The sequence below is a fragment of the Variovorax sp. GW821-FHT09A10 genome (assembly GCF_059418385.1).
In genome coordinates this window covers 1,247,989-1,271,980 of record NZ_JBWKPT010000001.1, presented here as the reverse complement: position 1 = coordinate 1,271,980, position 23,992 = coordinate 1,247,989, and the positions used below count along the sequence as shown (strand labels likewise).

Annotated in this window: 20 protein-coding genes; 19 read left to right on the top strand and 1 reads right to left on the bottom strand. The window is 66.3% G+C overall.

What is annotated here, in order from left to right; genetic code table 11:
• Positions 1 to 4: 4 nt before the first annotated feature.
• The gene (gene cyaY / locus AC07Q9_RS06100) at positions 5 to 340 is read left to right on the top strand and encodes an iron donor protein CyaY (RefSeq protein ID WP_495308026.1); all 336 of its coding nucleotides are present in this window, start codon (positions 5 to 7) and stop codon (positions 338 to 340) included.
• 21 nt (positions 341 to 361) lie between these two features.
• On the opposite strand, the gene AC07Q9_RS06095 is transcribed toward cyaY, so the two are convergent.
• Positions 362 to 2,773, bottom strand: coding sequence for a penicillin-binding protein 1A (locus AC07Q9_RS06095; protein WP_489059004.1), 2,412 nt, complete (start codon positions 2,771 to 2,773; stop codon positions 362 to 364).
• 250 nt (positions 2,774 to 3,023) lie between these two features.
• On the opposite strand from AC07Q9_RS06095, the gene AC07Q9_RS06090 reads away from it, so the two are divergent.
• From AC07Q9_RS06090 to AC07Q9_RS06005, 18 genes are all read left to right on the top strand, one after another.
• On the top strand, positions 3,024 to 4,103 hold the full coding sequence (locus AC07Q9_RS06090) for a pilus assembly protein PilM (protein ID WP_495308023.1): 1,080 nt from the start codon (positions 3,024 to 3,026) through the stop codon (positions 4,101 to 4,103).
• On the top strand, positions 4,100 to 4,720 hold the full coding sequence (locus AC07Q9_RS06085; protein WP_495308021.1) for a PilN domain-containing protein: 621 nt from the start codon (positions 4,100 to 4,102) through the stop codon (positions 4,718 to 4,720). Before AC07Q9_RS06090 ends, AC07Q9_RS06085 begins: the two co-directional genes overlap by 4 nt.
• Positions 4,721 to 4,726: 6 nt before the next feature.
• Positions 4,727 to 5,407, top strand: coding sequence for a type IV pilus inner membrane component PilO (locus tag AC07Q9_RS06080; RefSeq protein WP_495308019.1), 681 nt, complete (start codon positions 4,727 to 4,729; stop codon positions 5,405 to 5,407).
• Positions 5,404 to 5,946 carry a pilus assembly protein PilP gene (locus AC07Q9_RS06075; protein ID WP_489058997.1) on the top strand — a complete coding sequence of 181 codons (543 nt, stop codon included), beginning with the start codon at positions 5,404 to 5,406 and terminating at the stop codon, positions 5,944 to 5,946. Before AC07Q9_RS06080 ends, AC07Q9_RS06075 begins: the two co-directional genes overlap by 4 nt.
• On the top strand, positions 5,943 to 8,084 hold the full coding sequence (locus AC07Q9_RS06070; RefSeq protein WP_495308016.1) for a type IV pilus secretin PilQ: 2,142 nt from the start codon (positions 5,943 to 5,945) through the stop codon (positions 8,082 to 8,084). Before AC07Q9_RS06075 ends, AC07Q9_RS06070 begins: the two co-directional genes overlap by 4 nt.
• 23 nt (positions 8,085 to 8,107) lie before the next feature.
• Positions 8,108 to 8,656 carry a shikimate kinase gene (locus tag AC07Q9_RS06065; protein WP_495308014.1) on the top strand — a complete coding sequence of 183 codons (549 nt, stop codon included), beginning with the start codon at positions 8,108 to 8,110 and terminating at the stop codon, positions 8,654 to 8,656.
• A gap of 33 nt (positions 8,657 to 8,689) precedes the next feature.
• Positions 8,690 to 9,814, top strand: a complete 1,125-nt coding sequence (aroB, locus tag AC07Q9_RS06060; RefSeq protein WP_495308012.1) for a 3-dehydroquinate synthase — start codon at positions 8,690 to 8,692, stop codon at positions 9,812 to 9,814.
• On the top strand, positions 9,811 to 10,947 hold the full coding sequence (locus tag AC07Q9_RS06055; protein WP_495308010.1) for a deoxyguanosinetriphosphate triphosphohydrolase: 1,137 nt from the start codon (positions 9,811 to 9,813) through the stop codon (positions 10,945 to 10,947). The genes aroB and AC07Q9_RS06055 overlap by 4 nt, the downstream gene beginning before the upstream one ends.
• Entirely contained in the window at positions 10,944 to 12,224 is a 1,281-nt protein-coding gene (locus tag AC07Q9_RS06050) for an MFS transporter (protein ID WP_495308007.1), read from the top strand. Before AC07Q9_RS06055 ends, AC07Q9_RS06050 begins: the two co-directional genes overlap by 4 nt.
• A complete protein-coding gene (locus AC07Q9_RS06045; protein WP_495308005.1) occupies positions 12,221 to 12,796 on the top strand; it encodes a DUF1415 domain-containing protein in 576 nt (191 codons plus the stop codon). Before AC07Q9_RS06050 ends, AC07Q9_RS06045 begins: the two co-directional genes overlap by 4 nt.
• 14 nt (positions 12,797 to 12,810) lie before the next feature.
• Complete coding sequence (locus AC07Q9_RS06040; protein ID WP_159278667.1) at positions 12,811 to 13,692, top strand: class I SAM-dependent methyltransferase; 882 nt, start codon at positions 12,811 to 12,813, stop codon at positions 13,690 to 13,692.
• A gap of 29 nt (positions 13,693 to 13,721) precedes the next feature.
• Positions 13,722 to 14,423, top strand: coding sequence for a transposase (locus AC07Q9_RS06035; RefSeq protein WP_495308003.1), 702 nt, complete (start codon positions 13,722 to 13,724; stop codon positions 14,421 to 14,423).
• A 178-nt stretch (positions 14,424 to 14,601) separates the two neighbouring features.
• Entirely contained in the window at positions 14,602 to 19,347 is a 4,746-nt protein-coding gene (locus AC07Q9_RS06030) for a glutamate synthase-related protein (protein ID WP_495308001.1), read from the top strand.
• A 35-nt stretch (positions 19,348 to 19,382) separates the two neighbouring features.
• Positions 19,383 to 20,861 carry a glutamate synthase subunit beta gene (locus AC07Q9_RS06025; RefSeq protein ID WP_495307999.1) on the top strand — a complete coding sequence of 493 codons (1,479 nt, stop codon included), beginning with the start codon at positions 19,383 to 19,385 and terminating at the stop codon, positions 20,859 to 20,861.
• A gap of 65 nt (positions 20,862 to 20,926) precedes the next feature.
• Positions 20,927 to 21,790 carry an ABC transporter ATP-binding protein gene (locus tag AC07Q9_RS06020; protein ID WP_489058979.1) on the top strand — a complete coding sequence of 288 codons (864 nt, stop codon included), beginning with the start codon at positions 20,927 to 20,929 and terminating at the stop codon, positions 21,788 to 21,790.
• Positions 21,787 to 22,569 (top strand): lipid asymmetry maintenance ABC transporter permease subunit MlaE, encoded by a 783-nt coding sequence (gene mlaE / locus AC07Q9_RS06015; protein ID WP_495307996.1) that lies wholly within the window; start codon positions 21,787 to 21,789, stop codon positions 22,567 to 22,569. Before AC07Q9_RS06020 ends, mlaE begins: the two co-directional genes overlap by 4 nt.
• A 41-nt stretch (positions 22,570 to 22,610) precedes the next feature.
• The gene (gene mlaD / locus AC07Q9_RS06010) at positions 22,611 to 23,099 is read left to right on the top strand and encodes an outer membrane lipid asymmetry maintenance protein MlaD (protein ID WP_062471729.1); all 489 of its coding nucleotides are present in this window, start codon (positions 22,611 to 22,613) and stop codon (positions 23,097 to 23,099) included.
• The gene (locus AC07Q9_RS06005; protein ID WP_495307993.1) at positions 23,096 to 23,845 is read left to right on the top strand and encodes an MlaA family lipoprotein; all 750 of its coding nucleotides are present in this window, start codon (positions 23,096 to 23,098) and stop codon (positions 23,843 to 23,845) included. Before mlaD ends, AC07Q9_RS06005 begins: the two co-directional genes overlap by 4 nt.
• The last annotated feature ends 147 nt before the right edge of the window (positions 23,846 to 23,992 follow it).

Sequence of the window (23,992 nt, the reverse complement as noted above, 5' to 3'; positions counted from 1 at the left end):
TGTAATGACCGACACCGAGTACATGGACCACGCCGAGGCGGCACTTGCCGCCATCGAGCAGGGCTGCGACCGCATCAACGACGCGACCGACGCCGACATCGACAACCAGCGGGTCGGCGGGATGATCACGATGACCTTCCGCAACGGCAGCCAGTTGATCGTGAACCTGCAGAAGCCGCTGCACGAAATCTGGCTGGCGGCACGCTCCGGCGGTTACCACTACCGGCACGACGGCCGGGTGTGGGTGGACACCAAGACCGGGGAAGAATTCTTCGGCAACCTCTCGCGCGAAGCGACGCTGCAGGCGGGGCTGCCGCTGGTGTTCGCAGCGGCGGCCTGAGCCGCCGCTTCTCCTTTTTGATCAGTTCCTGAACAGGTCGAGGATGCGGTTGCGCTCCTCGGGCGGCGCAGGCGCGCTGATCGCCGGGCCGCTCAGGGACTCCGCGGGGGCTGCCGGCGCAGAAGATTCCACGCCCAGGCTCGACACGCCGCGGCCCGGCGCATAGTCGTCGTAGTACCACTCGCCGCCGACGCTCACGATGCCCGAGGGCGGCGTGGTCGACAGGTCGGTCACGGGCACGCCCTTGAGGGCGGTTTCCATGTAGTTGATCCAGATCGGCAGGCTCAGGCCGCCGCCGGTTTCGCGGTCGCCCAGGTTGCGCGGCGTGTCGTAGCCGATCCACGAGATCGCCGTCATGGTGGGCTGGAAGCCCGCGAACCAGGCGTCGAGCGAGTCGTTGGTGGTGCCGGTCTTGCCGTAGAGGTCGGGGCGCTTGAGCATCGCCTGCGCCTTCGCGGCCGTGCCGGCGCGCGTGATGGACTGCAGCAGCGTGTCCATGATGAAGGCGTTGCGCTGCGGGATGGCGCGCGACGTTTCATTCAGCAGCGGCGGCTGGACGTCGACCAGCACGCGGTCCTTGTGGTCGGTGATGCGGGTCACGAGGTACGGATTCACGCGGTAGCCGCCGTTGGCGAACACCGAGTAGCCCACCGCCATCTGCATCGGCGTGACGGCGCCGGCACCGAGCGCCATCGGGAGGTAGGCGGGGTGCTTGTCCTTGTCGAAGCCGAAGTTGGTGATCCAGTCTTGCGCGTAGCGCGTGCCGATGGACTGCAGGATGCGGATCGACACGAGGTTGCGCGACTTCATCAGCGCGGTGCGCATCGACATCGGGCCGTCGAAGCCGCCGCCGTAGTTCTTGGGCTCCCAGGGCTGGCCACCGGTGGTGCCGGCGTCGAAGAACAGCGGGCCGTCGTTGATGACCGTGGCGGGGGTGAAGCCCTTTTCGAGCGCGGCCGAGTAGATGAACGGCTTGAAGCTCGAGCCCGGCTGGCGCCAGGCCTGCGTGACGTGGTTGAACTTGTTCTTGCCGAAGTCGAAGCCGCCGACCAGGGCCTTGATGGCGCCGTCGCGCGGGTCCATGGCGACGAACGCGCCTTCGACTTCGGGCAGCTGGGTGATTTCCCAGGTGTTCTTGGGTGTCTTCGCGACACGGATCACGGCGCCGCGGCGGATCTTGATGTTGGGCGGTGCCTTGTCCGACAGGCCGGACTGCGCAGGCTTGAGGCCGTCGCCCGTGATCTGCACGGCGTCGCCGTTGGCGCGGATGGCCTGGATTTCCTTGGGCGTGGCCTTGAGCACCACGGCCGCCATCACGTCGCCGTTGTCGGGGTGGTCGTTCAGCACGTCGTCCACCGCTTCGTCGAGCTCCTTCGGGTCGTTCGGCAGGTCGATGAACTTCTCGGGGCCGCGGTACACCTGACGGCGCTCGTAATCCATGATGCCCTTGCGCAGCGCCTTGTAGGCGGCGGCCTGGTCGGCGGCGACCAGCGAGGTGTAGACCTTCAGGCCGCGCGTGTAGGTGCTGTCGCCGTACTGCGCGTACATCAGCTGGCGCACGGTTTCGGCGACGTACTCGGCGTGCAGGCGGTTCGGGTCGGCGGCGTCGCGCAGGTGCAGCTGCTCTTTCTTGGCCTCGGCCGCTTGCTCGGCGGTGATGAAGCCGGCTTCCTGCATGCGGTCGATCACGTAGAACTGGCGTCCGCGCGCGCGCTGCGGGTTGTTGACCGGGTTGTTCGCGCCGGGCGCCTTCGGCAGGCCGGCGAGCATGGCCGCCTCGGCGATCGTCATCTCGGACAGGGGCTTGCCGAAGTAGGCCTCGGAGGCGGCTGCGAAACCGTAGGCGCGGTTGCCCAGGTAGATCTGGTTCAGGTAGATCTCGAAGATCTGGTCCTTGCTGAGCAGGTGCTCCAGCTTGAAGGTCAGCAGCACTTCGTAGATCTTGCGCGTCAGCGTCTTCTCGGAACTCAGGTAGACGTTGCGAGCCACCTGCATGGTGATGGTCGATGCGCCCTGGCTCTTCACGCGGTTCAGATTCGCGAGGCCGGCGCGGACCAGGCCCTTGTAGTCGACGCCGCCGTGGTCATAGAAACGGGCGTCTTCGGCGGCGAGGACGGCGTCCTTCACGACCTTGGGGATCGCGGCGATCGGTGTGAGGTTGCGTCGCTCTTCTCCGAACTCGCCGATCTGCGTGCCTTCGGCGGAGAACACGCGCAGCGGCAGCTTGGGGCGGTAATCGGAGAGCTCCGAGATGTCCGGCAGGTTGGGATAGGCCACCGCCAGGGCCACGGCCACCACGCACAGGATGGAAAGCAGGCCCGCCGCAGCGATGCCCGCGCCCCAGAACACGAAACGCAACAGCCATTTGAGCCAGAAGGGGCGTTCGGGAGGAGGGGTCTTGGCGCGCCCCTTGGGGCTGGAAGTTTCTTGCATGGGGGCCCGGAGAGTCACCGGACATTATAAAAAGCCGCCCCCCGGCGCGCCCGGATCTTTGTTACCTCGCGCATTCCCTCCCCTTGGGCTAAGCAGAAAGTTACAGAATGCGGCTTTGACGTCACGTTTTGACAACGGTTGCCGGTTCCGGGCTTTCTGCATGCTTGGTGGGCGCTGTGCCTGCTGCTAGCATGCAACCGAACGCATATTTTTCCATTGGTTACAAATAACAGGGGGAGAGGGACCTAACTTGGCTGCTCTTGGATCATTGTTTCGTCGTCAGAACGCCCCCCTGCTGGGACTGGACGTCAGTTCGTCCAGCGTGAAGCTGGTGGAGCTCGGCCGCGAGGCCAGCGGCAAGCTGGTTCTGGAGCGCTGCGCCATCGAGCCGCTCGAACGCGGCTGGATCACCGACGGCAACGTCGAAAAATTCGACGAAGTGGCCGAAGCCGTGCGCCGCGTCGTGCGCAAGAGCGGCACCAAGACCCGCAACGTCGCGCTGGCGCTGCCGCCCTCGGCGGTCATCACCAAGAAGATCATTCTTCCGGGCGGCATGAGCGAGCAGGAACTTGAGATCCAGGTCGAGTCCGAAGCCAATCAGTACATCCCGTTCTCGCTTGATGAAGTGAGCCTCGACTTCTGCGTGACGGGACCGAGCACGACGTCCGTCGGCGACGTGGAAGTGCTGATCGCCGCCTCCCGCAAGGAGAAGGTGCAGGACCGCGAAGGCCTGGCGGAAGCCGCCGGCCTCAAGGCGATGATTCTCGATGTCGAGTCGTATGCTTCGCGGCTGGCCACGGCGCGCCTCATCGAGCAGCTCCCCGGCAAGGGCGTGGACGCCGTCGTGGCGCTGTTCGAAGTGGGCGCCTTCACGACCAGCATGCAGGTGCTGCGCAACCAGGAGGTGCTGTACGACCGCGACCAGGCTTTCGGCGGCGCACAACTCACCCAGCTGATCGTGCGCCAGTACGGTTTTTCCGCGGAAGAAGCCGAAGCCAAGAAGCGCAGCGGCGACCTGCCGGATGACTACGGCTCGGGCGTGCTCAAGCCCTTCGTTGAAAGCATCGCGCAGGAAATCGCGCGAGCGCTGCAGTTCTTCTTCACCAGCACGCCGCACAACCGCGTCGATTACGTGCTCCTGGCCGGCGGCTCCTCGTCGTTGCCGGGGCTGACGAACGCCGTGACCCGCCAGACTTCGTTCGCCTGCTCGCTTGTGAACCCGTTCGACGGCATGGATTTCGGTCCCAGCATCCGTGAGAAGAAGGTCCGCCGCGAAGCGCCTTCTTATCTGACCTCGTGCGGCTTGGCCATGCGGAGGTTCCTGCAGTGATCCTGATCAATCTGCTCCCGCACCGCGAAGCCGCGCGCAAGCGTCGCCGCGAGGCCTTTTACGGCACCCTGGGTGGCGCCGCGCTGCTCGGCGTTCTGATCGCCGGCCTGGGCTACCTCTGGTTCGAAGCCCAGATGTCGGCCCAGCGCTCCAAGAACGGCTTCCTGCAGGCCGAGATCAAGAAGCTCGAAGTCGAGATCAAGGAGATTTCGACGCTGCAGGAAGAAATCGCGGCCTTGCGTGCGCGCCAACTGGCTGTCGAGGACCTGCAAGGCGACCGCAACTTGCCAGTGCACCTGCTCAACGAATTGGTCCGGCAACTGCCCGATGGCGTCTACCTGACCAACATGAAGCAGGACAACCAGACCGTGACCCTGCAAGGCATGGCGCAATCGAACGAACGCGTGTCAGAGTTGCTGCGCAACCTCGGCAACAACAGCCCTTGGCTGGTCAAGCCCGAACTGGTCGAAATCACCTCGGCCAACGTGAGCCTGAGCCAGCGCGACCAGCGCCGTGTGGCGAACTTCACGATGCGCATCGGCCTCAAGCGGCCTACCGACGCCCAGAAGGCGGAGGCCGACAAGGCCCTGGCCGCCAAGGCGCAGGCGAAGGGATAACCGATCATGGCCATCAGCAAGCGATCCCTCCCCAAAGTCGACGTCGCCACCGCACTGCGGAACTTCGGCGACCAGTTCCGCGGACTGAATCCGAACGACCCTTCCATGTGGCCGGCGGTGCCGCGCTACGCGCTGTGCCTTGCCGTGACCGCGGCGGCGCTGGCGGGCCTGTGGTTTGTCTGGCTCACGAATTCCAACGACGAGCTCGAAGCCGAACGCGCCAAGGAAGTCACGCTCCGAGCCGACTACAAGAAAAAGGTGGCGCAAGCTGCCAACCTCGACCTGTTGAAGAAACAGCGCGAACAGGTGCAGCAGTACGTGATCCTTCTCGAGAAGCAACTGCCCAGCAAGGCGGAAATGGACGCGCTGCTCTCGGACATCAATCAGGCCGGCCTCGGCCGCAGCCTGCAGTTCGAGCTGTTCCGCCCGGGCCAAGTGTCGGTCAAGGACTACTACGCCGAGCTGCCGATCGCCGTGCGCGTCACGGGCCGGTATCACGACATGGGCGCCTTCGCGGCCGATGTGGCCAGCCTGTCGCGCATCGTGACGCTCAACAACGTGACCGTCACACCGCAGAAGGACAAGGATGTGCTGACGATGGACGCCACCGCGCGCACCTACCGCTATCTCGACGAAGACGAGCGGGCCGCCCAGAAACGCGCCACGGCGCCGAAGGCGAAGAAATGAAGCCGGTCGCGAAAGTTCTGTGGCTGGCACTGGCCGCGCTGGGCCTGAGTGCCTGCGGCGATTCCGACCAGGAAGACCTGCAGCGCTGGATGGTCGAGGAGCGCGCCCAGGTCAAGCCCTCGGTCCCGCCGATCTCGGAGCCCAAGAAGTTCACGCCGCAGGCCTACACCGAGGCATCGTCGTTCGAACCCTTCAACATGCTGAAGCTGACCCAGGCGCTGCGCCGGGAGTCGAACCAGCCGAGCACCTCCGAACTGATCGCGCCCGAGCTGGCGCGCCGCAAGGAGGCGCTCGAAGCGTTCCCGCTCGACACGATGGCGATGGTCGGCAGCATGAACCGCAACGGCCAGCCGGTGGCGCTCGTGCGTGTGGACAAGCTGCTCTACAAGGTGCGCGTCGGCGAATACCTGGGGCTCAACTACGGGCGCATCACCCGTATCAACGAAACCGAAGTCGCCCTGCGCGAGATCGTGCAGGACGCCGCGGGCGAATGGATCGAACGCGTAGCCACGCTGCAGTTGCAAGAGAGTGCGAAATGAACCATAAGAAATCAACGATGGCACAGTGGCTGCGCGCCGCCGGGCTGGGTCTGCTGGCTTTCGGTGCCTTGGCCGTCGCCCATGCGCAAAACGCAATCGAATCGGTGACGAGCTCGACCCAGTCGGGCGCGGAAGTGATCCGCATCGACCTGGCCCAGCCGCTCACCGCGGTGCCTGCCGGGTTCTCCGTGCAGACGCCGGCACGCATCGCGCTGGACTTCCCGGGCGTGACCAACGCCATCGGGCGTTCGGCCATCGAGGTGAACCAGGGCAACCTGCGCTCGGTCAACGTGGTGCAGGCCGGTGACCGCAGCCGTGTGGTGCTGAACCTGAAGCAGGCCACGGCGTACAAGGCCGAGATCCAGGGCAAGTCGCTGCTGGTGGTGCTCGAGCCGGTGGCTGGCACGGCGCTCGCGGCTTCCGCGGCGACCACTTTCGCCGAGAACCGCAACCGCGACACGCTGCCGCTGCGCGATGTCGATTTCCGTCTAGGCGCCGACAACACCGGCCGCGTGCTGGTCGACCTGCCGAACAACCAGGTCGGCGTCGATGTGAAGCAGCAGGGCAAGAGCCTGGTCGTGGAATTCACCAAGTCGACACTGCCCGAAGGCCTGCGCCGCCGCCTGGATGTCGCTGATTTCGGCACACCCGTGCAGTTGATCACCTCGCAGCAATCGGGTGACCGCGTGCGCATGACGATCGATGCCAAGGGCGATTGGGAACACAGCGCCTACCAGAGCGAAAACCAGTTCGTGGTGGAAGTCCGTGCCCGCAAGATCGACCCGAGCAAGCTCACGCAAGGCGTCGGCTACAACGGCGAGAAGCTGTCGCTCAACTTCCAGAACATCGAGATCCGCTCGCTGCTGCAGGTGATTGCGGACTTCACGAACTTCAACATCGTGACCTCCGACTCGGTCAATGGTGCTCTGACGCTGCGGCTGAAGGACGTGCCTTGGGACCAGGCGCTCGACATCATCATGCAGGCGAAGAACCTGGGCATGCGCAAGAACGGCAGCGTGCTCTGGATCGCACCCAAGGATGAGATCAACGCCAAGGAAAAGCTCGAGTTCGAGGCCAAGGCGGCGATCGAGAACCTGGAGCCGCTGCGCACGCAGTCGTTTCAGCTGAACTACACGAAGGCCATTGCCATTGCGCAAGGCTTGACGGGTACGGGCACCTCCGGTGGCGGTGGTGGTACGACCTCGCGCATCCTGAGCCCTCGCGGCAGCGTGATCGCCGAATCGCGGACCAACCAGCTGTTCGTTTCCGACATTCCCTCGCGCCTCGCGCAGGTCACCGATTTGATCCAGAAGCTGGACATCCCCGTCCGGCAGGTGCTGATCGAAGCTCGGATCGTGGAAGCCTCGGACACCTTCGGCAAGTCGTTGGGTGTGCGGCTGGGGGGCGGGATTTCCGGCGAGCGCTTCGCCTCGTCAAGTGGCAACAATGCCTACGGAAACATCGGCGTGATGCCTATCGTTACCCCAGGAACGAACGGTGGTTCGAGCACTGCCAGGACCACCTGGACCAACTCCAACTTCATCAACCTGCCCGCCGGCGACGCTGGCGGCACCGGCAACGCAGCAGGCAACTTCGCGATCTCGCTGTTCAACTCGAGCTTCTCGCGCATGCTGAACCTCGAAATCTCGGCGCTCGAAGCCGATGGCAAGGGCAAGCTGGTCTCCAGCCCCCGCGTCATCACGGCCGACCAGACCAAGGCGCTGATCGAGCAGGGCGAAGAAATCCCCTACCAGCAGGCCACCTCCAGCGGCGCCACCTCGATCTCGTTCCGCAAGGCGGTGCTCAAGCTCGAAGTCACGCCGCAGATCACGCCCGAGGGCAACATCATCCTCACGCTGGATGTGAGCAAGGACGCCCGCGGCGTCAACACTTCGGCGGGCCCGGCCATCAACACCAAGCACGTGCAGACCGAGGTGCTGGTCGAGAACGGCGGCACGGTCGTCATCGGTGGTATCTTCGAGCTCACCGAAACCAATGACGAATCGCGCGTGCCGGTGCTGGGTGAAATCCCCTACATGGGGGCATTGTTCCGCAAGCGCGAACGCGTTGCCAACAAGACCGAAATGCTCGTCTTTATCACCCCGAAGATGATTACCGACCGCAACGCCGCGCGCTGACGCGCGGGCGTAGCAGCCACCGCGTGGCGGTCGCACTTGTCGGGTTGCCCGGCGCCGGAAAGTCCGCAGTGGGCCGGCGCCTGGGTGCCCGGCTGAACACTCCCTTCATCGACACCGATCACGTGATCGAGCAGCGCATCGGCTGCACGATCCGTGATTTCTTCGATCGCGAGGGCGAAGCCGCCTTTCGCGACATCGAGCAGGCGGTCATCGCCGACCTGGCCGCCAGTCCCCATGGCGTGCTGGCGACCGGCGGTGGCGCCGTGCTGCGCGAGGCCAACCGCCAGCAGTTGCGCGGCCATTTCCACGTCATCTACCTGCGCTCCTCGCCCGAAGATTTGTTCAGGCGGCTGCGCCACGACGTCAAACGTCCGCTCTTGCAGGTGGCCGATCCGCTGGGTCGGCTGCGCGAGCTGCACGATGCACGCGACCCGTTCTACCGGGAAACGGCCCATGACGTGGTCGACACCGGCCGCCCGTCGATTGCCGTGCTCGTCAACCTCATCGTGATGCAGCTCGAACTGGCCGGCGTGGTCGAACCCGGTGCCCACCCGGAAGAGCCCTCCGACTGACCCCGACAGGCCCGAGCGCCTAAACTCGCGGCCATGTCCCTGTCCGTTTCGTCCGCACTTTCCGCCCCGCCACAGCCCGAACGCGTCGAGATCCAGCTCGGCGAGCGCAGCTACCCGATCCTGATCGGCGGTGGCCTGCTGGAAAACCCCGCCAGCTTCGGCGTCGTTCCTGCGGCCGCGAGCGCATTGATCGTCAGCAACACCACCGTGGCGCCGCTCTACGCCCGGGCCCTGCAAACCGTGCTGGCCGGCCGCTTCCGCACGGTCCACCTGCTCGAGTTGCCCGACGGCGAGGCGTACAAGAACCTCGAGACGCTCAACCTGATCTTCGACACCCTCCTGGGCCACGGCAGCGACCGCAAGACGGTGCTGTTCGCGCTCGGCGGCGGGGTGGTGGGCGACATGACCGGCTTCGCCGCCGCCAGCTACATGCGCGGCGTGCCCTTCGTGCAGGTGCCGACCACGCTGTTGGCGCAGGTCGACTCCTCGGTGGGTGGCAAGACGGCCATCAACCACCCGCTGGGCAAGAACATGATCGGCGCGTTCTACCAGCCGCAGGTCGTGCTGTGCGACCTGGACACGCTGCAGACGCTGCCCCCGCGGGAGCTGAGCGCCGGCTTGGCCGAGGTTATCAAGTACGGCCCGATCTACGACATGGCCTTCTTTGACTGGATCGAAGCGAACATCGAAGCGCTGGTGGCGCGCGACCCGGCCGCGCTGGCCCATGCCGTGAAGCGCAGCTGCGAGATCAAGGCGCTGGTGGTCGGCCAGGACGAGCGCGAGACCGGCCTGCGCGCCATCCTCAATTTCGGCCACACCTTCGGCCATGCCATCGAGTCGGGCCTGGGCTACGGCGAGTGGCTGCACGGCGAAGCCGTCGGTTGCGGGATGGTCATGGCGGCGCAGCTGTCGCAGCGGCTGGGCGGCGTCGACGCGGCCTTCGTCGCGCGGCTCACTCGCCTGATCGAGCGTGCCGGCCTGCCCACCGTGGGGCCGGCGCTGGGGGCCGAGCGCTACCTCGAGCTGATGCGCGTCGACAAGAAATCCGAAGCCGGCGAGATCCGCTTCGTCGTGATCGACCGACCCGGCTCCGCCGTCGTGCGCAGCGCGCCCGACGCGATGGTGCGCGACGTGCTCGCGCAGTGCTGCGCGGCATGAGCCTTGCGGCGTACGCCTGCCACCCCGCGCGCTCGCGCGGACGGCGCCACGCGGAGCCGCCCGCGCCCACGCGCGATGCCTTCCAGCGCGACCGCGACCGCATCGTCCATTCCACGGCCTTCCGCCGGCTGGTCTACAAGACCCAGGTCTTCCTGAACCACGAAGGCGACCTGTTCCGCACGCGGCTCACGCATTCTCTCGAAGTCGCGCAGCTGGGTCGTTCCATTGCGCGCGCGCTGCGCCTCAACGAAGACCTGGTCGAGGCGATCGCGCTGGCCCACGACCTCGGCCACACGCCCTTCGGCCACGCGGGCCAGGACGCGCTCAACGCCTGCATGGCCGAACACGGCGGCTTCGAACACAACCTGCAGAGCCTGCGCGTGGTCGATGCGCTGGAGCACCGCTACCCGCAATACGACGGCCTGAACCTCAGCTTCGAGACCCGCGAGGGCATTCTCAAGCACTGCTCGCGCGCCAACGCCGAGCGTATCGAGGCCGCCGAGCCGCAGGGCGTGGCCCGCCGCTTTCTCGATCGCACGCAGCCGGGGCTGGAGGCACAGTTGTGCAACCTCGCCGACGCCATCGCCTACAACGCCCACGACATCGATGACGGCGTGCGCTCGGGCCTCATCAGCGTCGAGCAGCTGGCCGACGTCGAGTTGTTCGATCGCTACCGCCGCGAGGCGTTGGCCGAGCATCCGCAGCTGCAGGGCCAGGGCCGGCGCGTGCTCTATGAAGCCATCCGCCGCATGCTCAGCGCGCAGGTCTACGACGTGATCGACACGACACGCGCGGCCATCGAGGCGCTGGGCCCCGTCGATGCCGATGCGGTGCGCCAGGCGCCGCCGCTGGTGGCCTTCAGCGGCGCCATGCAGGCGCAGTCGGAGGCGCTCAAGCAGTTCCTGTTCCGCAACCTTTACCGCCACCCGCAGGTCACGCAGACCACCGATCAGGCGAGCGAGGTCGTGCGCGGGCTGTTCGACGCCTACCTGGCGCGCGGCACAGAGATGCCCACGTCGTACGCCGAGCGCCGCGATCGGCACCGTGCCGTGGCCGACTACATCGCCGGCATGACCGACCGCTTCGCCATGCGCGAACACGAGCGGCTGACCGGCCGCCGAGGCATCGCATGACGGCAGCCGTGCGCTCGAACAGCACGTCGGCCCGCGTGCCCGCCGCCGCCTTCGCCGTCGTGTTGGGCGGCGTCAGCGCCGCGTTGCACCTGGGCAAGTTGCCGCCCGCCGTGCCGGCGCTGCAGGCGTCGCTCGGCATCGACCTGGTCGAGGCGGGCTTCCTGCTCTCGCTGGTGCAGGTGGCGAGCATGACCCTGGGGCTGATGGCCGGGCTCGCGGCCGACACCATTGGCCTGCGCCGCAGCATGCTGACTGGACTGGCGGTGCTGACAGTGGCCAGCTTGCTTGGGGGCGCCGTCGGCACCGGCCTGCTGGGCGGGTCGCATGCGGTGCTGTGGCTGTTCGTGTTGCGTGCGGCCGAAGGTATCGGCTTCCTGATGGCGGTGATGCCCGGCCCGGGGCTCATCCGCGCACTGACACCGGCGGGCGCCGACAAGGCGGCGCTGGGCCTGTGGGGCGCCTACATGCCGCTGGGTGTGGCGCTCGCGCTGCTCGTTGGGCCGGCCCTGATCGCCTGGGGCGGATGGGCCGACTGGTGGTGGACGCTGTCGCTGGTGTCGGCGGGCGCGGCGCTCTGGGTATGGCTGGCGGTGCCGCGCGACCGGGCCCGCGTGGCCGGGGCGAGTCTGCAGCCCGCATCGTCCGGCTGGGTCTCGCGGCTGCGCGAGACGGTCGGTGCGCGCGCGCCGTGGCTGATCGCGCTGACCTTCGCCGTGTACTCGTCCCAGTGGATGGCCGTGATCGGTTTTCTTCCCGCCATCTATGCCGATGCGAAGGTGCCAGCCGCCTGGAGTGCGGTGCTGACCGCGCTGGCCGCGGCGATGAACATCGTCGGCAACCTCATGGGCGGCCGTTGGCTGCAACGCGGCGTGGCGCCCGAGCGCCTGCTGCAATGGGGCTTCCTGGCCATGGCGTTGGGCGGAGTCGCTGCCTTCGCGCAGGTGGGGCAGGGCGCCGAGGCGCTGGGCCTGCCGCCCGCGTTGCGCTACGCCGCGATCTGTGCTTTTTCGCTCGGCGGCGGCATGGTGCCGGCGACGCTCTTCCTGCTGGGCGTGCGGCTGGCGCCGGGGCCGAGCACCGTCTCGACCACTGTCGGCCTGATGCAGCAGGCGTCGTCGCTTGGCCAGTTCCTGGCGCCGCCCGCGGTGGCCTGGGTGGCGCACCGCGTCGGTGGCTGGCACTGGACCTGGACCGCCACGCTGGCCTGCTCGCTCGCGGGCATGGCGATCGCCACGCGGCTCGGGCGCATTCGCAAGCTCGCGGAGGCCACGCCATGAACGAGCCAACTATCATTGAAACCGCACAAGCCGAAGCCGACACCCGTCGCTGGCTCGAACGCGCCGTGATCGGCCTCAACCTGTGCCCCTTCGCCAAGGCGGTGCATGTGAAGGGCCAGATCCACTACGTCACCTACCTCGACACCCACGAAGGCCGCCTGATCGATGCGCTGCTGGCCGAAGCCCGCGCGCTCGTGGCGCTCGACGCCGAGGTGCGCGACACCACCTTGCTGATCGTCCCCCATACGCTGGCGGACTTTCTCGACTTCAACGATTTCACGGAGCGCGCCGAGCGCAAGCTGGCCCGCGCGGGCTTCGACGGCGTGCTGCAGCTCGCCAGCTTCCATCCGCATTTCCAGTTCGCCGGCACCGAGGCCGACGACATCACCAACGCCACCAACCGCGCGCCGTACCCCACGCTGCACCTGCTGCGCGAAGACAGCATGGACCGCGCGGTCGAGGCCTTTCCCGAGGCCGAGGCGATCTTCGAGCGCAACATCGAGACGCTCGAAGCCCTGGGCCCGGCCGGCTGGGCTGCGCTCGATGTCGGCCCGGGAAGCGCCACGCCATGAACAACAAGAACACCATGCCCCGTCCCGCGAAAGCCCATCCCACCAATAAAGCCGCGAAGGCCGAGGCCGAATTGGCCGAAGTCCTGCGGCCGGGCCAGTCCGTCGAGCTCCTTAAGGAGCTGCACATCCTCACGCGCGAAGGCCGGCTCAACCAGGATTCACGGCGCAAGCTCAAGCAGGTCTACCACCTGTTCCAGTTCATCGAGCAGCTGCTGCGCGAGCTGCCGGGCGAGGGCGCCGAGGCCACGCTGGCCGACCATGGGGCGGGCAAGTCGTACCTCGGCTTCATCATCTACGACCTGTTCTTCCGCGCGCGGCAGGGCGGGCATGTCTATGGCATCGAGACGCGCAGCGAGCTGGTCGAACGCTCCCGCGCGCTGGCGCAGCAGCTGGGCTTCGGGCGCATGTCGTTCCTGAACCTCACCGTGGCCGAGTCGGCGCAGGCGAGCGAACTGCCGGCGCAGATCGACGTGGTCACCGCGCTGCACGCCTGCGACACCGCCACCGACGACGCCATCGCCTTCGGCCTCGCCAAGAAGGCGCGCTGCATGGTGCTCGTGCCCTGCTGCCAGGCCGAAGTGGCGGCCTGCTTGCGCGAGACCAAGGCGCTGGCCCTGTCGCGCACGCCGCTGGCCGAGCTGTGGCGCCATCCGCTGCACACGCGCGAGATCGGCAGCCAGCTCACCAACGTGTTGCGCTGCCTGTACCTGGAAGCCAACGGCTACAGCGTCACCGTCACCGAGCTCGTCGGCTGGGAGCACAGCATGAAGAACGAGCTGATCCTGGCGCGCTACACCGGCCAGCGCAAGGCGAGTGCGGCGACGCGGCTGCGCGAGCTGCTGGCGCAGTTCGGGCTCGACACGCTGGGCGACACGCGCTTCCGCCTCGCCGATTAAGTACCCGGACGGCGTCGTCCACCGTCACCATGGCCCGTCTCCCCCGTCTCACGCTGGCCGGCATGCCGCACCACGTGATCCAGCGCGGCAACAACCGCCAGCCGATCTTCGTCGACCGCGCCGACCACGAGAAGCTGCTCGGCCTGCTGGCCGAGAACGCCGCGCGCTTCGGCATTGCGCTGCATGCTTACGTGCTGATGGACAACCACTTCCACCTGCTGGCCACGCCCGACAGCACCACGGGCCTGCCGCAGTTCATGCAGTCGGTCGGGCGCAGCTACGTGCGCTACTTCAACGACCGCCACGGCCGCAGCGGCACCTTGTGGGAAGGGCGCTACAGATCGACACTGATCCAGACCGAGCGCTACCTGCTGACCTGCATGGCCTACATCGACCTGAACCCGGTGCGCGCCGGGGTGGTCGCCGAGGCGCGCGACTTTCCCTGGTCCAGCCACGGGCACTACGCCGGCCTGCGGCAGGACCGCCTGCTGACGCCGCATCCGCTGTACTGGGAACTCGGCAACACGCCCTTCGCGCGGGAGGCGGCGTATGCCGAACTGGTGCGTGGCGGTGTCCGCGCAGCCGATCAGCAGGCCCTGACCGACGCCACGCTGCGCGGCTGGGCGGCCGGCGATGGTGACTTTTTGGACACTTTGCAGAAGTCCACCGAGCGCCGCGTCATCAAGGCCAAGGCCGGCCGGCCGCCTGCATCCCCCAAAGATCAAGACTGAAAACAGCGGAGTGCCGCATATGTGTTGGAGTTTGTGCTTCTATTTTTGATGTGTCCCCAATTTAATTCTGACAAGAAAACTCAAGATTTAATAGGAATCTGACCCCTATTAAAGTGTTTGGCATTCTTTGTGCATCGCAATATGCTCCCTTTCCCTGCGAAAACTGAAGGAGCGCGCCATGACGACGGCTGCCGAGATTCAACACCTCCAAGAACACGGTCTGTATTCCGGTGCCGATGAGCACGACGCCTGCGGCGTCGGCTTCGTCGCCCATATCAAGGGCGAGAAGAGCCACGCCATCGTGCTGCAGGGCCTGAAGATCCTCGAGAACCTCGACCACCGCGGCGCCGTCGGCGCCGACAAGCTGATGGGCGACGGCGCGGGCATCCTGATCCAGCTGCCCGACCTGCTGTACCGCGAAGAAATGGCCAAGCAGGGCGTCACTCTGCCCCCGCCCGGCGAATACGGCGTCGGCATGATCTTCCTGCCCAAGGAACACGCCTCGCGCGAAGCCTGCGAACAAGAGATGGAACGCGCCATCAAGGCCGAAGGCCAGGTGCTGCTCGGCTGGCGCGACGTGCCGGTCAACCGCGACATGCCCATGTCGCCCACCGTGCGCGAAAAGGAACCGCTGCTGCGCCAGATCTTCATCGGCCGCGGCAACGACGTGATCGTGCAGGACGCGCTGGAGCGCAAGCTGTACGTGATCCGCAAGACCGCCAGCGCCAACATCCAGCGCCTGAAGCTCAAGCACAGCAAGGAATACTACGTTCCGAGCATGTCCAGCCGCACCGTGGTCTACAAGGGCCTGCTGCTGGCCGACCAGGTCGGTACCTACTACCTGGACCTGCAGGACAAGCGCTGCGTCTCGGCCCTGGGCCTGGTGCACCAGCGCTTCTCGACCAACACCTTCCCCGAGTGGCCGCTGGCCCACCCGTACCGCTATGTCGCCCACAACGGCGAAATCAACACGGTCAAGGGCAACTACAACTGGATGAAGGCGCGCGAAGGCGTCATGTCGTCGCCCGTGCTCGGCGCCGACCTGCAGAAGCTCTACCCGATCAGCTTCGCCGGCCAGTCCGACACCGCCACCTTCGACAACTGCCTCGAGCTGCTGACGATGGCCGGCTACCCGATCAGCCAGGCCGTGATGATGATGATTCCCGAGCCCTGGGAGCAGCACGCCACCATGGACACGCGCCGCCGCGCGTTCTATGAGTACCACGCCGCCATGCTCGAGCCGTGGGACGGCCCGGCCTCCATCGTGTTCACCGACGGCCGCCAGATCGGCGCCACGCTCGACCGCAATGGCCTGCGTCCCTCGCGCTACTGCGTGACCGACGACGACCTGGTCATCATGGCTTCGGAGTCGGGCGTGCTGCCCGTGCCCGAGCAGAAGATCGTGCGCAAGTGGCGCCTGCAGCCCGGCAAGATGTTCCTCATCGACCTGGAGCAGGGCCGCATGATCGACGACGAGGAGGTCAAGTCCACCCTCGCCAACAGCAAGCCCTACAAGCAGTGGATCGAGAACCTGCGCATCAAGCTCGACAGCGTCAAGGCCGAGCCGGCCGCGATTCCCGTGAGCCAGGTGGCGCTGCTCGACCGCCAGCAGGCCTTCGGCTACACCCAGGAAGACATCAAGTTCCTGATGAGCCCGATGGCGCAGGCCGGCGAAGAAGGCATCGGCTCCATGGGCAACGACAGTCCGCTGGCCGTGCTCTCCAGCAAGAACAAGCCGCTGTACAACTACTTCAAGCAGCTGTTCGCGCAGGTCACGAACCCGCCGATCGACCCGATCCGCGAAGCGATCGTGATGTCGCTCGTGTCCTTCATCGGCCCCAAGCCGAACCTGCTGGACATCAACCAGGTCAACCCGCCGATGCGGCTCGAAGTGAGCCAGCCGATCCTCGACTTCGCCGACATGGCGAAGCTGCGCGACATCGGCACCTACACGCAGGGCAAGTTCAAGAGCTACGTGCTCGACATCACCTACCCGCTGGGCTGGGGCGATGAAGGCGTCGAAGCCAAGCTGGCCTCGCTGTGCGCCGAAGCGGTCGACGCCATCAAGGGCGGCCACAACATCCTGATCGTGAGCGACCGCGGCGTGGGCCCGACGCAAGTCGCGATCCCCGCCGTGCTGGCGTTGTCGGCCGTGCACCAGTACCTCGTGCGCGAAGGTTTGCGCACCACCGCCGGCCTCGTGGTCGAGACCGGTTCGGCGCGCGAAGTGCATCACTTCGGCGTGCTCGCCGGCTACGGCGCCGAAGCCGTGCACCCGTACCTCGCGATGGAAACGCTGGCGGCCATGCACGCCGACCTGCCGGGCGACCTGAGCGCCGACAAGGCGGTCTACAACTACGTCAAGGCCATCGGCAAGGGCCTGTCGAAGATCATGTCGAAGATGGGTGTCAGCACCTACATGAGCTACTGCGGCGCCCAGCTGTTCGAAGCCATCGGCCTGAACACCGAAACGGTGAACAAGTACTTCACCGGCACGGCCAGCCGCGTGGAAGGCATCGGCGTCTTCGAGATCGCCGAAGAAGCCATCCGCATGCACAAGGCCGCCTTCGGCGACGACCCCGTGCTCGCCCATATGCTGGACGCCGGTGGCGAATACGCCTGGCGCACGCGCGGCGAAGAGCACATGTGGACGCCCGACGCCATCGCCAAGCTGCAGCACAGCACGCGTTCCAACAACTGGAACACGTACAAGGAGTACGCGCAGCTCATCAACGACCAGAACCGCCGCCACCTCACGCTGCGCGGCCTGTTCGAGTTCAAGATCGATCCGGCCAAGGCCATTCCGGTGGACGAAGTCGAATCGGCCGCCGAGATCGTCAAGCGTTTCGCCACCGGCGCGATGTCGCTGGGCTCGATCAGCACCGAGGCGCACGCCACGCTCGCCATTGCCATGAACCGCATCGGCGGCAAGAGCAACACGGGCGAAGGCGGTGAAGACCCCGCGCGCTACCGCAACGAACTGAAGGGCATCCCGATCAAGCAGGGCGACACGCTCAAGAGCGTGATCGGCGCGGCCAACGTCGAGGTCGACCTGCAGCTGAACGACGGCGACTCGCTGCGTTCGCGCATCAAGCAGGTCGCGTCGGGCCGCTTCGGCGTCACCGCCGAGTACCTGCACTCGGCCGACCAGATCCAGATCAAGATGGCGCAAGGTGCCAAGCCGGGCGAGGGCGGTCAGCTCCCGGGCGGCAAGGTCACCGAGTACATCGGCAAGCAGCGTTATGCCGTGCCGGGCGTGGGCCTCATCTCGCCCCCGCCGCACCACGACATCTACTCGATCGAGGACCTGGCCCAGCTGATCCACGACCTGAAGAACACCGCGCCGCACGCCAGCATCAGTGTGAAGCTGGTGAGCGAAATCGGCGTCGGCACCATCGCCGCGGGCGTGGCCAAGTGCAAGAGCGACCACGTCGTGATCGCCGGCCATGACGGCGGCACGGGCGCCTCGCCCTGGTCGTCGATCAAGCATGCGGGCAGCCCGTGGGAAATCGGCCTGGCCGAGACGCAGCAGACGCTGGTGCTCAACCGCCTGCGCAGCCGCATCCGCGTGCAGGCCGATGGTCAGATGAAGACCGGCCGCGACGTCGCCATCGGCGCGCTGCTGGGCGCGGACGAATTCGGCTTCGCCACCGCACCGCTGGTGGTCGAGGGCTGCATCATGATGCGCAAGTGCCACCTGAACACCTGCCCGGTGGGCGTGGCCACGCAAGACCCGATCCTGCGCAAGAAGTTCTCGGGCAAGCCCGAGCACGTCGTCAACTACTTCTTCTTCGTTGCAGAAGAAGTGCGCCAGATCATGGCCCAACTGGGCATCCGCAAGTTCGACGACCTGATCGGTCGCGCCGACCTGCTCGACATGCGCAAGGGCATCGAACACTGGAAGGCTTCGGGCCTCGATTTCAGCCGCCTGTTCGCGCTGCCGATCGTGCCGGCCGACGTGCCGCGCTTCCATGTCGAGAACCAGGACCACGGCCTCGAGCGCGCGCTCGACGTGAAGCTCATCGAGAAGTCGCGTCCCGCCATCGACAAGGGCGAGAAGGTGCAGTTCATCGAGGTGGCGCGCAACGTCAACCGCTCGGTGGGCGCGATGCTCTCGGGCGCGCTGACCAAGGTGCATCCGCAGGGTCTGCCCGACGATTCGATCCGCATCCAGCTCGAAGGCACGGGCGGCCAGTCGTTCGGCGCCTTCCTGGCACGCGGCATCACGCTGTACCTGATCGGCGACGCCAACGACTACACCGGCAAGGGCCTCTCGGGCGGCCGCGTGGTGGTGCGACCCAGCCTCGACTTCCGCGGCGAAGCGGTGCGCAACACCATCGTCGGCAACACCGCGCTGTACGGCGCGACGACGGGCGAGGCCTACCTGTGCGGCGTGGCCGGCGAACGTTTTGCGGTGCGCCTCTCGGGTGCCACGGCCGTCATTGAAGGCACTGGCGACCACGGCTGCGAATACATGACCGGCGGCACGGTGGCTGTGCTTGGCAAGACGGGCCGCAACTTCGCGGCCGGCATGAGCGGCGGCGTCGCCTTCGTCTACGACGAAGACGGCCAGTTCGCCTCGCGCTGCAACCTTTCGATGGTGTCGCTCGACAAGGTGCTGACCTCGGCCGAGCAAACCGCCAGCGTGCATCGCAAGATCTGGCACGGCGGCGAGACCGACGAAGCGCAGCTCAAGAAGCTGCTCGAAGAGCACCACCGCTGGACCGGCAGCAAGCGCGCGCGCGAACTGCTCGACCACTGGGCCGAGTCGCGCACCAAGTTCGTCAAGGTGTTCCCGAACGAGTACAAGCGCGCCCTGGCCGAGCTGCACGACCGCCAGGTCGAGCTGGCCAGCAGCGGCAACAACGCCCACGTGGGGCTCGAGCCGCACGCACTGGCCGCGCCCGCCACGGCCGCCGTTTGAGCGCGCCATAGATACGAAGAACAGAGGACAGCACGATGGGAAAAATCACCGGCTTCATGGAGCATGAGCGTGTCGAAGAGGGCTACAAGCCCGTCGAAGAGCGCGTCAAGCACTACAAGGAATTCGTGGTCGGCCTGAACACCGACCAGGCCAAGGTGCAGGGCGCACGCTGCATGGACTGCGGCACGCCGTTCTGCAACAGCGGCTGCCCGGTCAACAACATCATTCCGGACTTCAACGACCTCGTGTACCGCGACGACTGGCAGAACGCCTTCGCGGTGCTCGACTCGACCAACAACTTCCCCGAGTTCACCGGCCGCATCTGCCCCGCGCCCTGCGAGGCCGCCTGCGTGCTCAACGTGAACGACGACGCGGTCGGCATCAAGTCGCTGGAACACGCGATCATCGACCGCGCCTGGGACGAAGGCTGGGTGGCGCCGCGCGTCGCCAAGCACAAGACCGGCAAGAAGGTCGCCGTGGTGGGCTCCGGCCCGGCCGGCATGGCCGCCGCGCAGCAACTGGCGCGCGTCGGCCACGACGTGACCCTGTTCGAGAAGAACGACCGCATCGGCGGCCTGCTGCGCTACGGCATTCCCGACTTCAAGATGGAGAAGACGCACATCGATCGCCGCGTCGAGCAGATGAAGGCCGAAGGCGTGACCTTCCGCACCGGCGTCATGGTCGGTGCCGCGAAAGATCCGCTGGGCAAGGGCTCCAAGGTCACCAACCTGGCCAAGGAAACCGTCACGCCCGAGCAGCTGCAGAAAGACTTCGACGCCGTGGTGCTCACCGGCGGCGCCGAGCAGTCGCGCGACCTGCCCGTGCCCGGTCGTGACCTCGACGGCATCCACTTCGCGATGGAGTTCCTGCCGCAGCAGAACCGCGTCAACGCAGGCGACAAGGTCAAGGGCCAGCTGCGCGCCGACGGCAAGCACGTGATCGTGATCGGCGGCGGCGACACCGGCTCCGACTGCGTGGGCACCAGCAACCGCCACGGCGCCGTGAGCGTCACGCAGTTCGAACTGATGCCGCAGCCGCCCGAAGAGGAGAACCGTCCACTGACCTGGCCCTACTGGCCGATCAAGCTGCGCACCAGCTCCAGCCACGAAGAAGGCTGCGAGCGCGAGTTCGCCATCTCCACCAAGGAGTTCATCGGCGAAAAGGGCAAGGTCACCGGCCTGAAGACCGTTCGCGTCGAATGGAAGGACGGCAAGATGCAGGAAGTGGCCGGCAGCGAGCAGATCCTCAAGGCCGACCTCGTGCTGCTGGCCATGGGCTTCATCAGCCCCGTGGCCACCGTGCTCGACGCCTTCGGTGTCGAGAAGGACGCCCGCGGCAACGCGCGCGCCACGGTCGACTTCATCGGCGGCTATGCAACGAATGTGCCCAAAGTGTTTGCAGCCGGTGACATTCGCCGCGGCCAGTCGCTGGTGGTGTGGGCAATTCGCGAAGGACGTCAAGCGGCGCGCGCGGTCGACGAATTTTTGATGGGATTCAGCGACTTACCGCGCTGATTTTTGTTTCAGTGAAGCGGCGCCGTTCGCGGCCCCGTTATCATCCGCGGAAACCGCATGCCGGGATGCCTGAGAAGGCGCCCGGCTTTTTTATTGTGATGGACCCAGCCACACCACCGTCTTCCTCCTTCGTCGAATTCCGCGATGTCTCGTTCGGCTACGGCGCGCGCGCGATCCTCGACGGCGTGTCGTTTTCCGTGCCGCGAGGCAAGGTGACGGCACTGATGGGGGCGTCGGGTGGTGGCAAGACCACCGTGCTGCGCCTGATCGGCGGCCAGCAACGCGCCCAACGCGGCGAGGTGCTGTTCGACGGCAAGGATGTCGGACGCTTCGATGTCGCCACGCTGTATGCGGCGCGGCGCCGCATGGGCATGCTGTTCCAGTTCGGCGCGCTGTTCACCGACATCAGCGTGTTCGACAACGTGGCCTTCCCGCTGCGCGAGCACACGCAGCTGTCGGAAGCGCTGGTGCGCGACATCGTGCTCATGAAGCTCGACGCCGTCGGCCTGCGCGGCGCGCGCGACCTGATGCCCAGTGAGGTGTCGGGCGGCATGGCGCGGCGCGTGGCGCTGGCCCGTGCGATCGCGCTCGACCCCGACCTCGTCATGTACGACGAGCCCTTTGCGGGGCTCGATCCGATCTCCCTCGGCACGGCCGCGCGGCTGATCCGTCAGCTCAACGATGCGCTGGGTCTCACCAGCATCATCGTGTCGCACGACCTCGAAGAAACCTTCCGCATCGCCGACCACGTGATCGTCCTGGCCAACGGCGGCATCGCCGCGCAGGGGCGGCCCGAGGAGGTGCGCGAAAGCGCCGATCCGTTGGTGCACCAGTTCGTCAACGCACTGCCTGACGGGCCTGTGCGCTTCCACTACCCGGGCGTCAGCATCCAAGACGATTTCGGGAACCGGGAAGGGGGACGCTCATGAGCTGGTGGAAGCCCGCCGACATCGGCTTTGCCGTGCGCAGTCAATTGGCTGGCATGGGCCATGGCGCCAAACTCTTCCTGCGGCTGCTCGGCCCGGGCGCGCAGATCATGCGCCGCTTCGGGCTGGTGCGTGACCAGATCCATTTCCTGGGCAACTACTCGCTCGCGATCATCGGCGTGTCGGGGCTGTTCGTGGGCTTCGTGCTCGGGCTGCAGATGTACTACGCGCTGCAGCGCTACGGCTCGTCCGAAGCGCTCGGCCTGCTGGTCGCGCTGAGCCTCGTGCGCGAACTCGGTCCTGTGGTGGCGGCTCTGCTGTTCACCGGTCGGGCCGGCACTTCGCTGACGGCCGAGATCGGCCTGATGAAAGCCAACGAGCAATTGAGTGCCATGGAAATGATGGCGGTCGACCCGGTGCAGCGCATCCTTGCGCCGCGCTTCTGGGCTGGCGTCATCACCATGCCGCTGCTGGCGGCCGTGTTCAGCGCGGTCGGCATCATGGGTGGCTACGTCGTGGGCGTGATGATGCTGGGCGTGGACCCGGGCGCGTTCTGGGGCCAGATGCAGGGCGGCGTCGACGTCTGGCGCGACGTCGGCAACGGCGTCATCAAGAGCATCGTGTTCGGTTTCACCGTGACCTTCGTCGCGCTGCTGCAGGGCTTCGAAGCCCAGCCGACGCCCGAGGGCGTGTCGCGCGCCACCACGCGCACCGTGGTGATGGCGTCGCTGGCGGTCTTGGGGCTCGATTTCTTGCTCACCGCCATGATGTTCAGTATCTAAAGGGGCCCCGGCCCCATCGTTCTAGACAGAGAGTGCAAACCATGCAACGTTCCACCAACGACATCTGGGTCGGCCTGTTCGTGCTGATCGGCGGCGCTGCCCTGCTGTTCCTGGCACTGCAGTCGGCCAACCTGCTGAGCCTGAACTTCCAGAAGACCTACACGGTCACCGCGCGTTTCGACAACATCGGCGGGCTCAAGCCCCAGACGGCGGTCAAGAGCGCCGGCGTGGTCGTCGGTCGTGTGGAATCCATCGCATTCAACGACAAGGCCTTTCAGGCGGACGTGACGCTGGCGCTTCAAAACCGTTACAGTTTTCCCAAGGACAGCTCGCTCAAGATCCTGACCAGTGGCCTGCTCGGCGAGCAGTACATCGGGATCGAGGCGGGCGCCGAGGAAAAGAACCTGCAAGCCGGCGACACCATCACCGCGACTCAGTCGGCCGTGGTGCTGGAGAACCTGATCAGCCAGTTCCTGTACAGCAAGGCCGCCGAGGGGAATACGGCGCCGGGAACAGCCAACAAGAAATGACCACACGACTTTTTTCGTCGAATGCTATTAAAAGTGTAGCGAAATCCGCCCGCTGGGCTGGCGCAACCGTCGGGTTCGCGCTGGTGGCCGGATGCGCCACCGGACCCGGGACGAGCCCGGCCGACCCTTTCGAGCCATTCAACCGTGGCGTGACGCGCTTCAACGACACCGTCGACGAAGCGGTGCTCGAGCCCGTGGCCAGCACCTACCAGAAGGTGGTGCCCTCGCTGGTGCGACAGGGCGTGACCAACTTCTTCAGCAACATCGGTGACGTCTGGAGCTTGGCCAACAACGTGGCGCAGCTCAAGCTGCAGAACAGCGCCGAGACCTTCATGCGGCTGAACGTCAACACCTTCTTCGGGCTGGGCGGGCTGCTTGACGTGGCCACGGAAGCAGGCATTCCGCGCCACGAAGAAGATTTCGGTCAGACGCTGGGCTACTGGGGCGTGGGCGCCGGTCCTTATGTCGTGCTGCCTCTGCTTGGACCGTCCACGTTGCGTGACACAGTGGCCAAGCCGCTTGAACTCTATGGCGATGCACAGGGCTACATCCACGATGTCGCCTGGCGCAATTCTCTGTCGGTCCTGCGCATCGTGGACACCCGCTCGCGTTACCTGGGCGCGACCCGCCTGCTCGACGAAGCCGCGCTCGACAAGTATTCGTTCACGCGCGATGCGTTCCTGCAGCGCCGCCGCAACCAAGTCTACGACGGCAACCCGCCGGACGACGACAACGCCGGCAAGTGATGGCGGCGCGGCGGACGGGAAGCCTGCTTGCATCCGGTTGCAGGCTTCACCTCCGCTTCAGGAACCCGGTCGGCCTGGCGCCTGTCGAAACCGTTCCTGTCTCAGCACGGGGCCATTGGCTGCACCGTGCAGGGAAGACAATTCAAC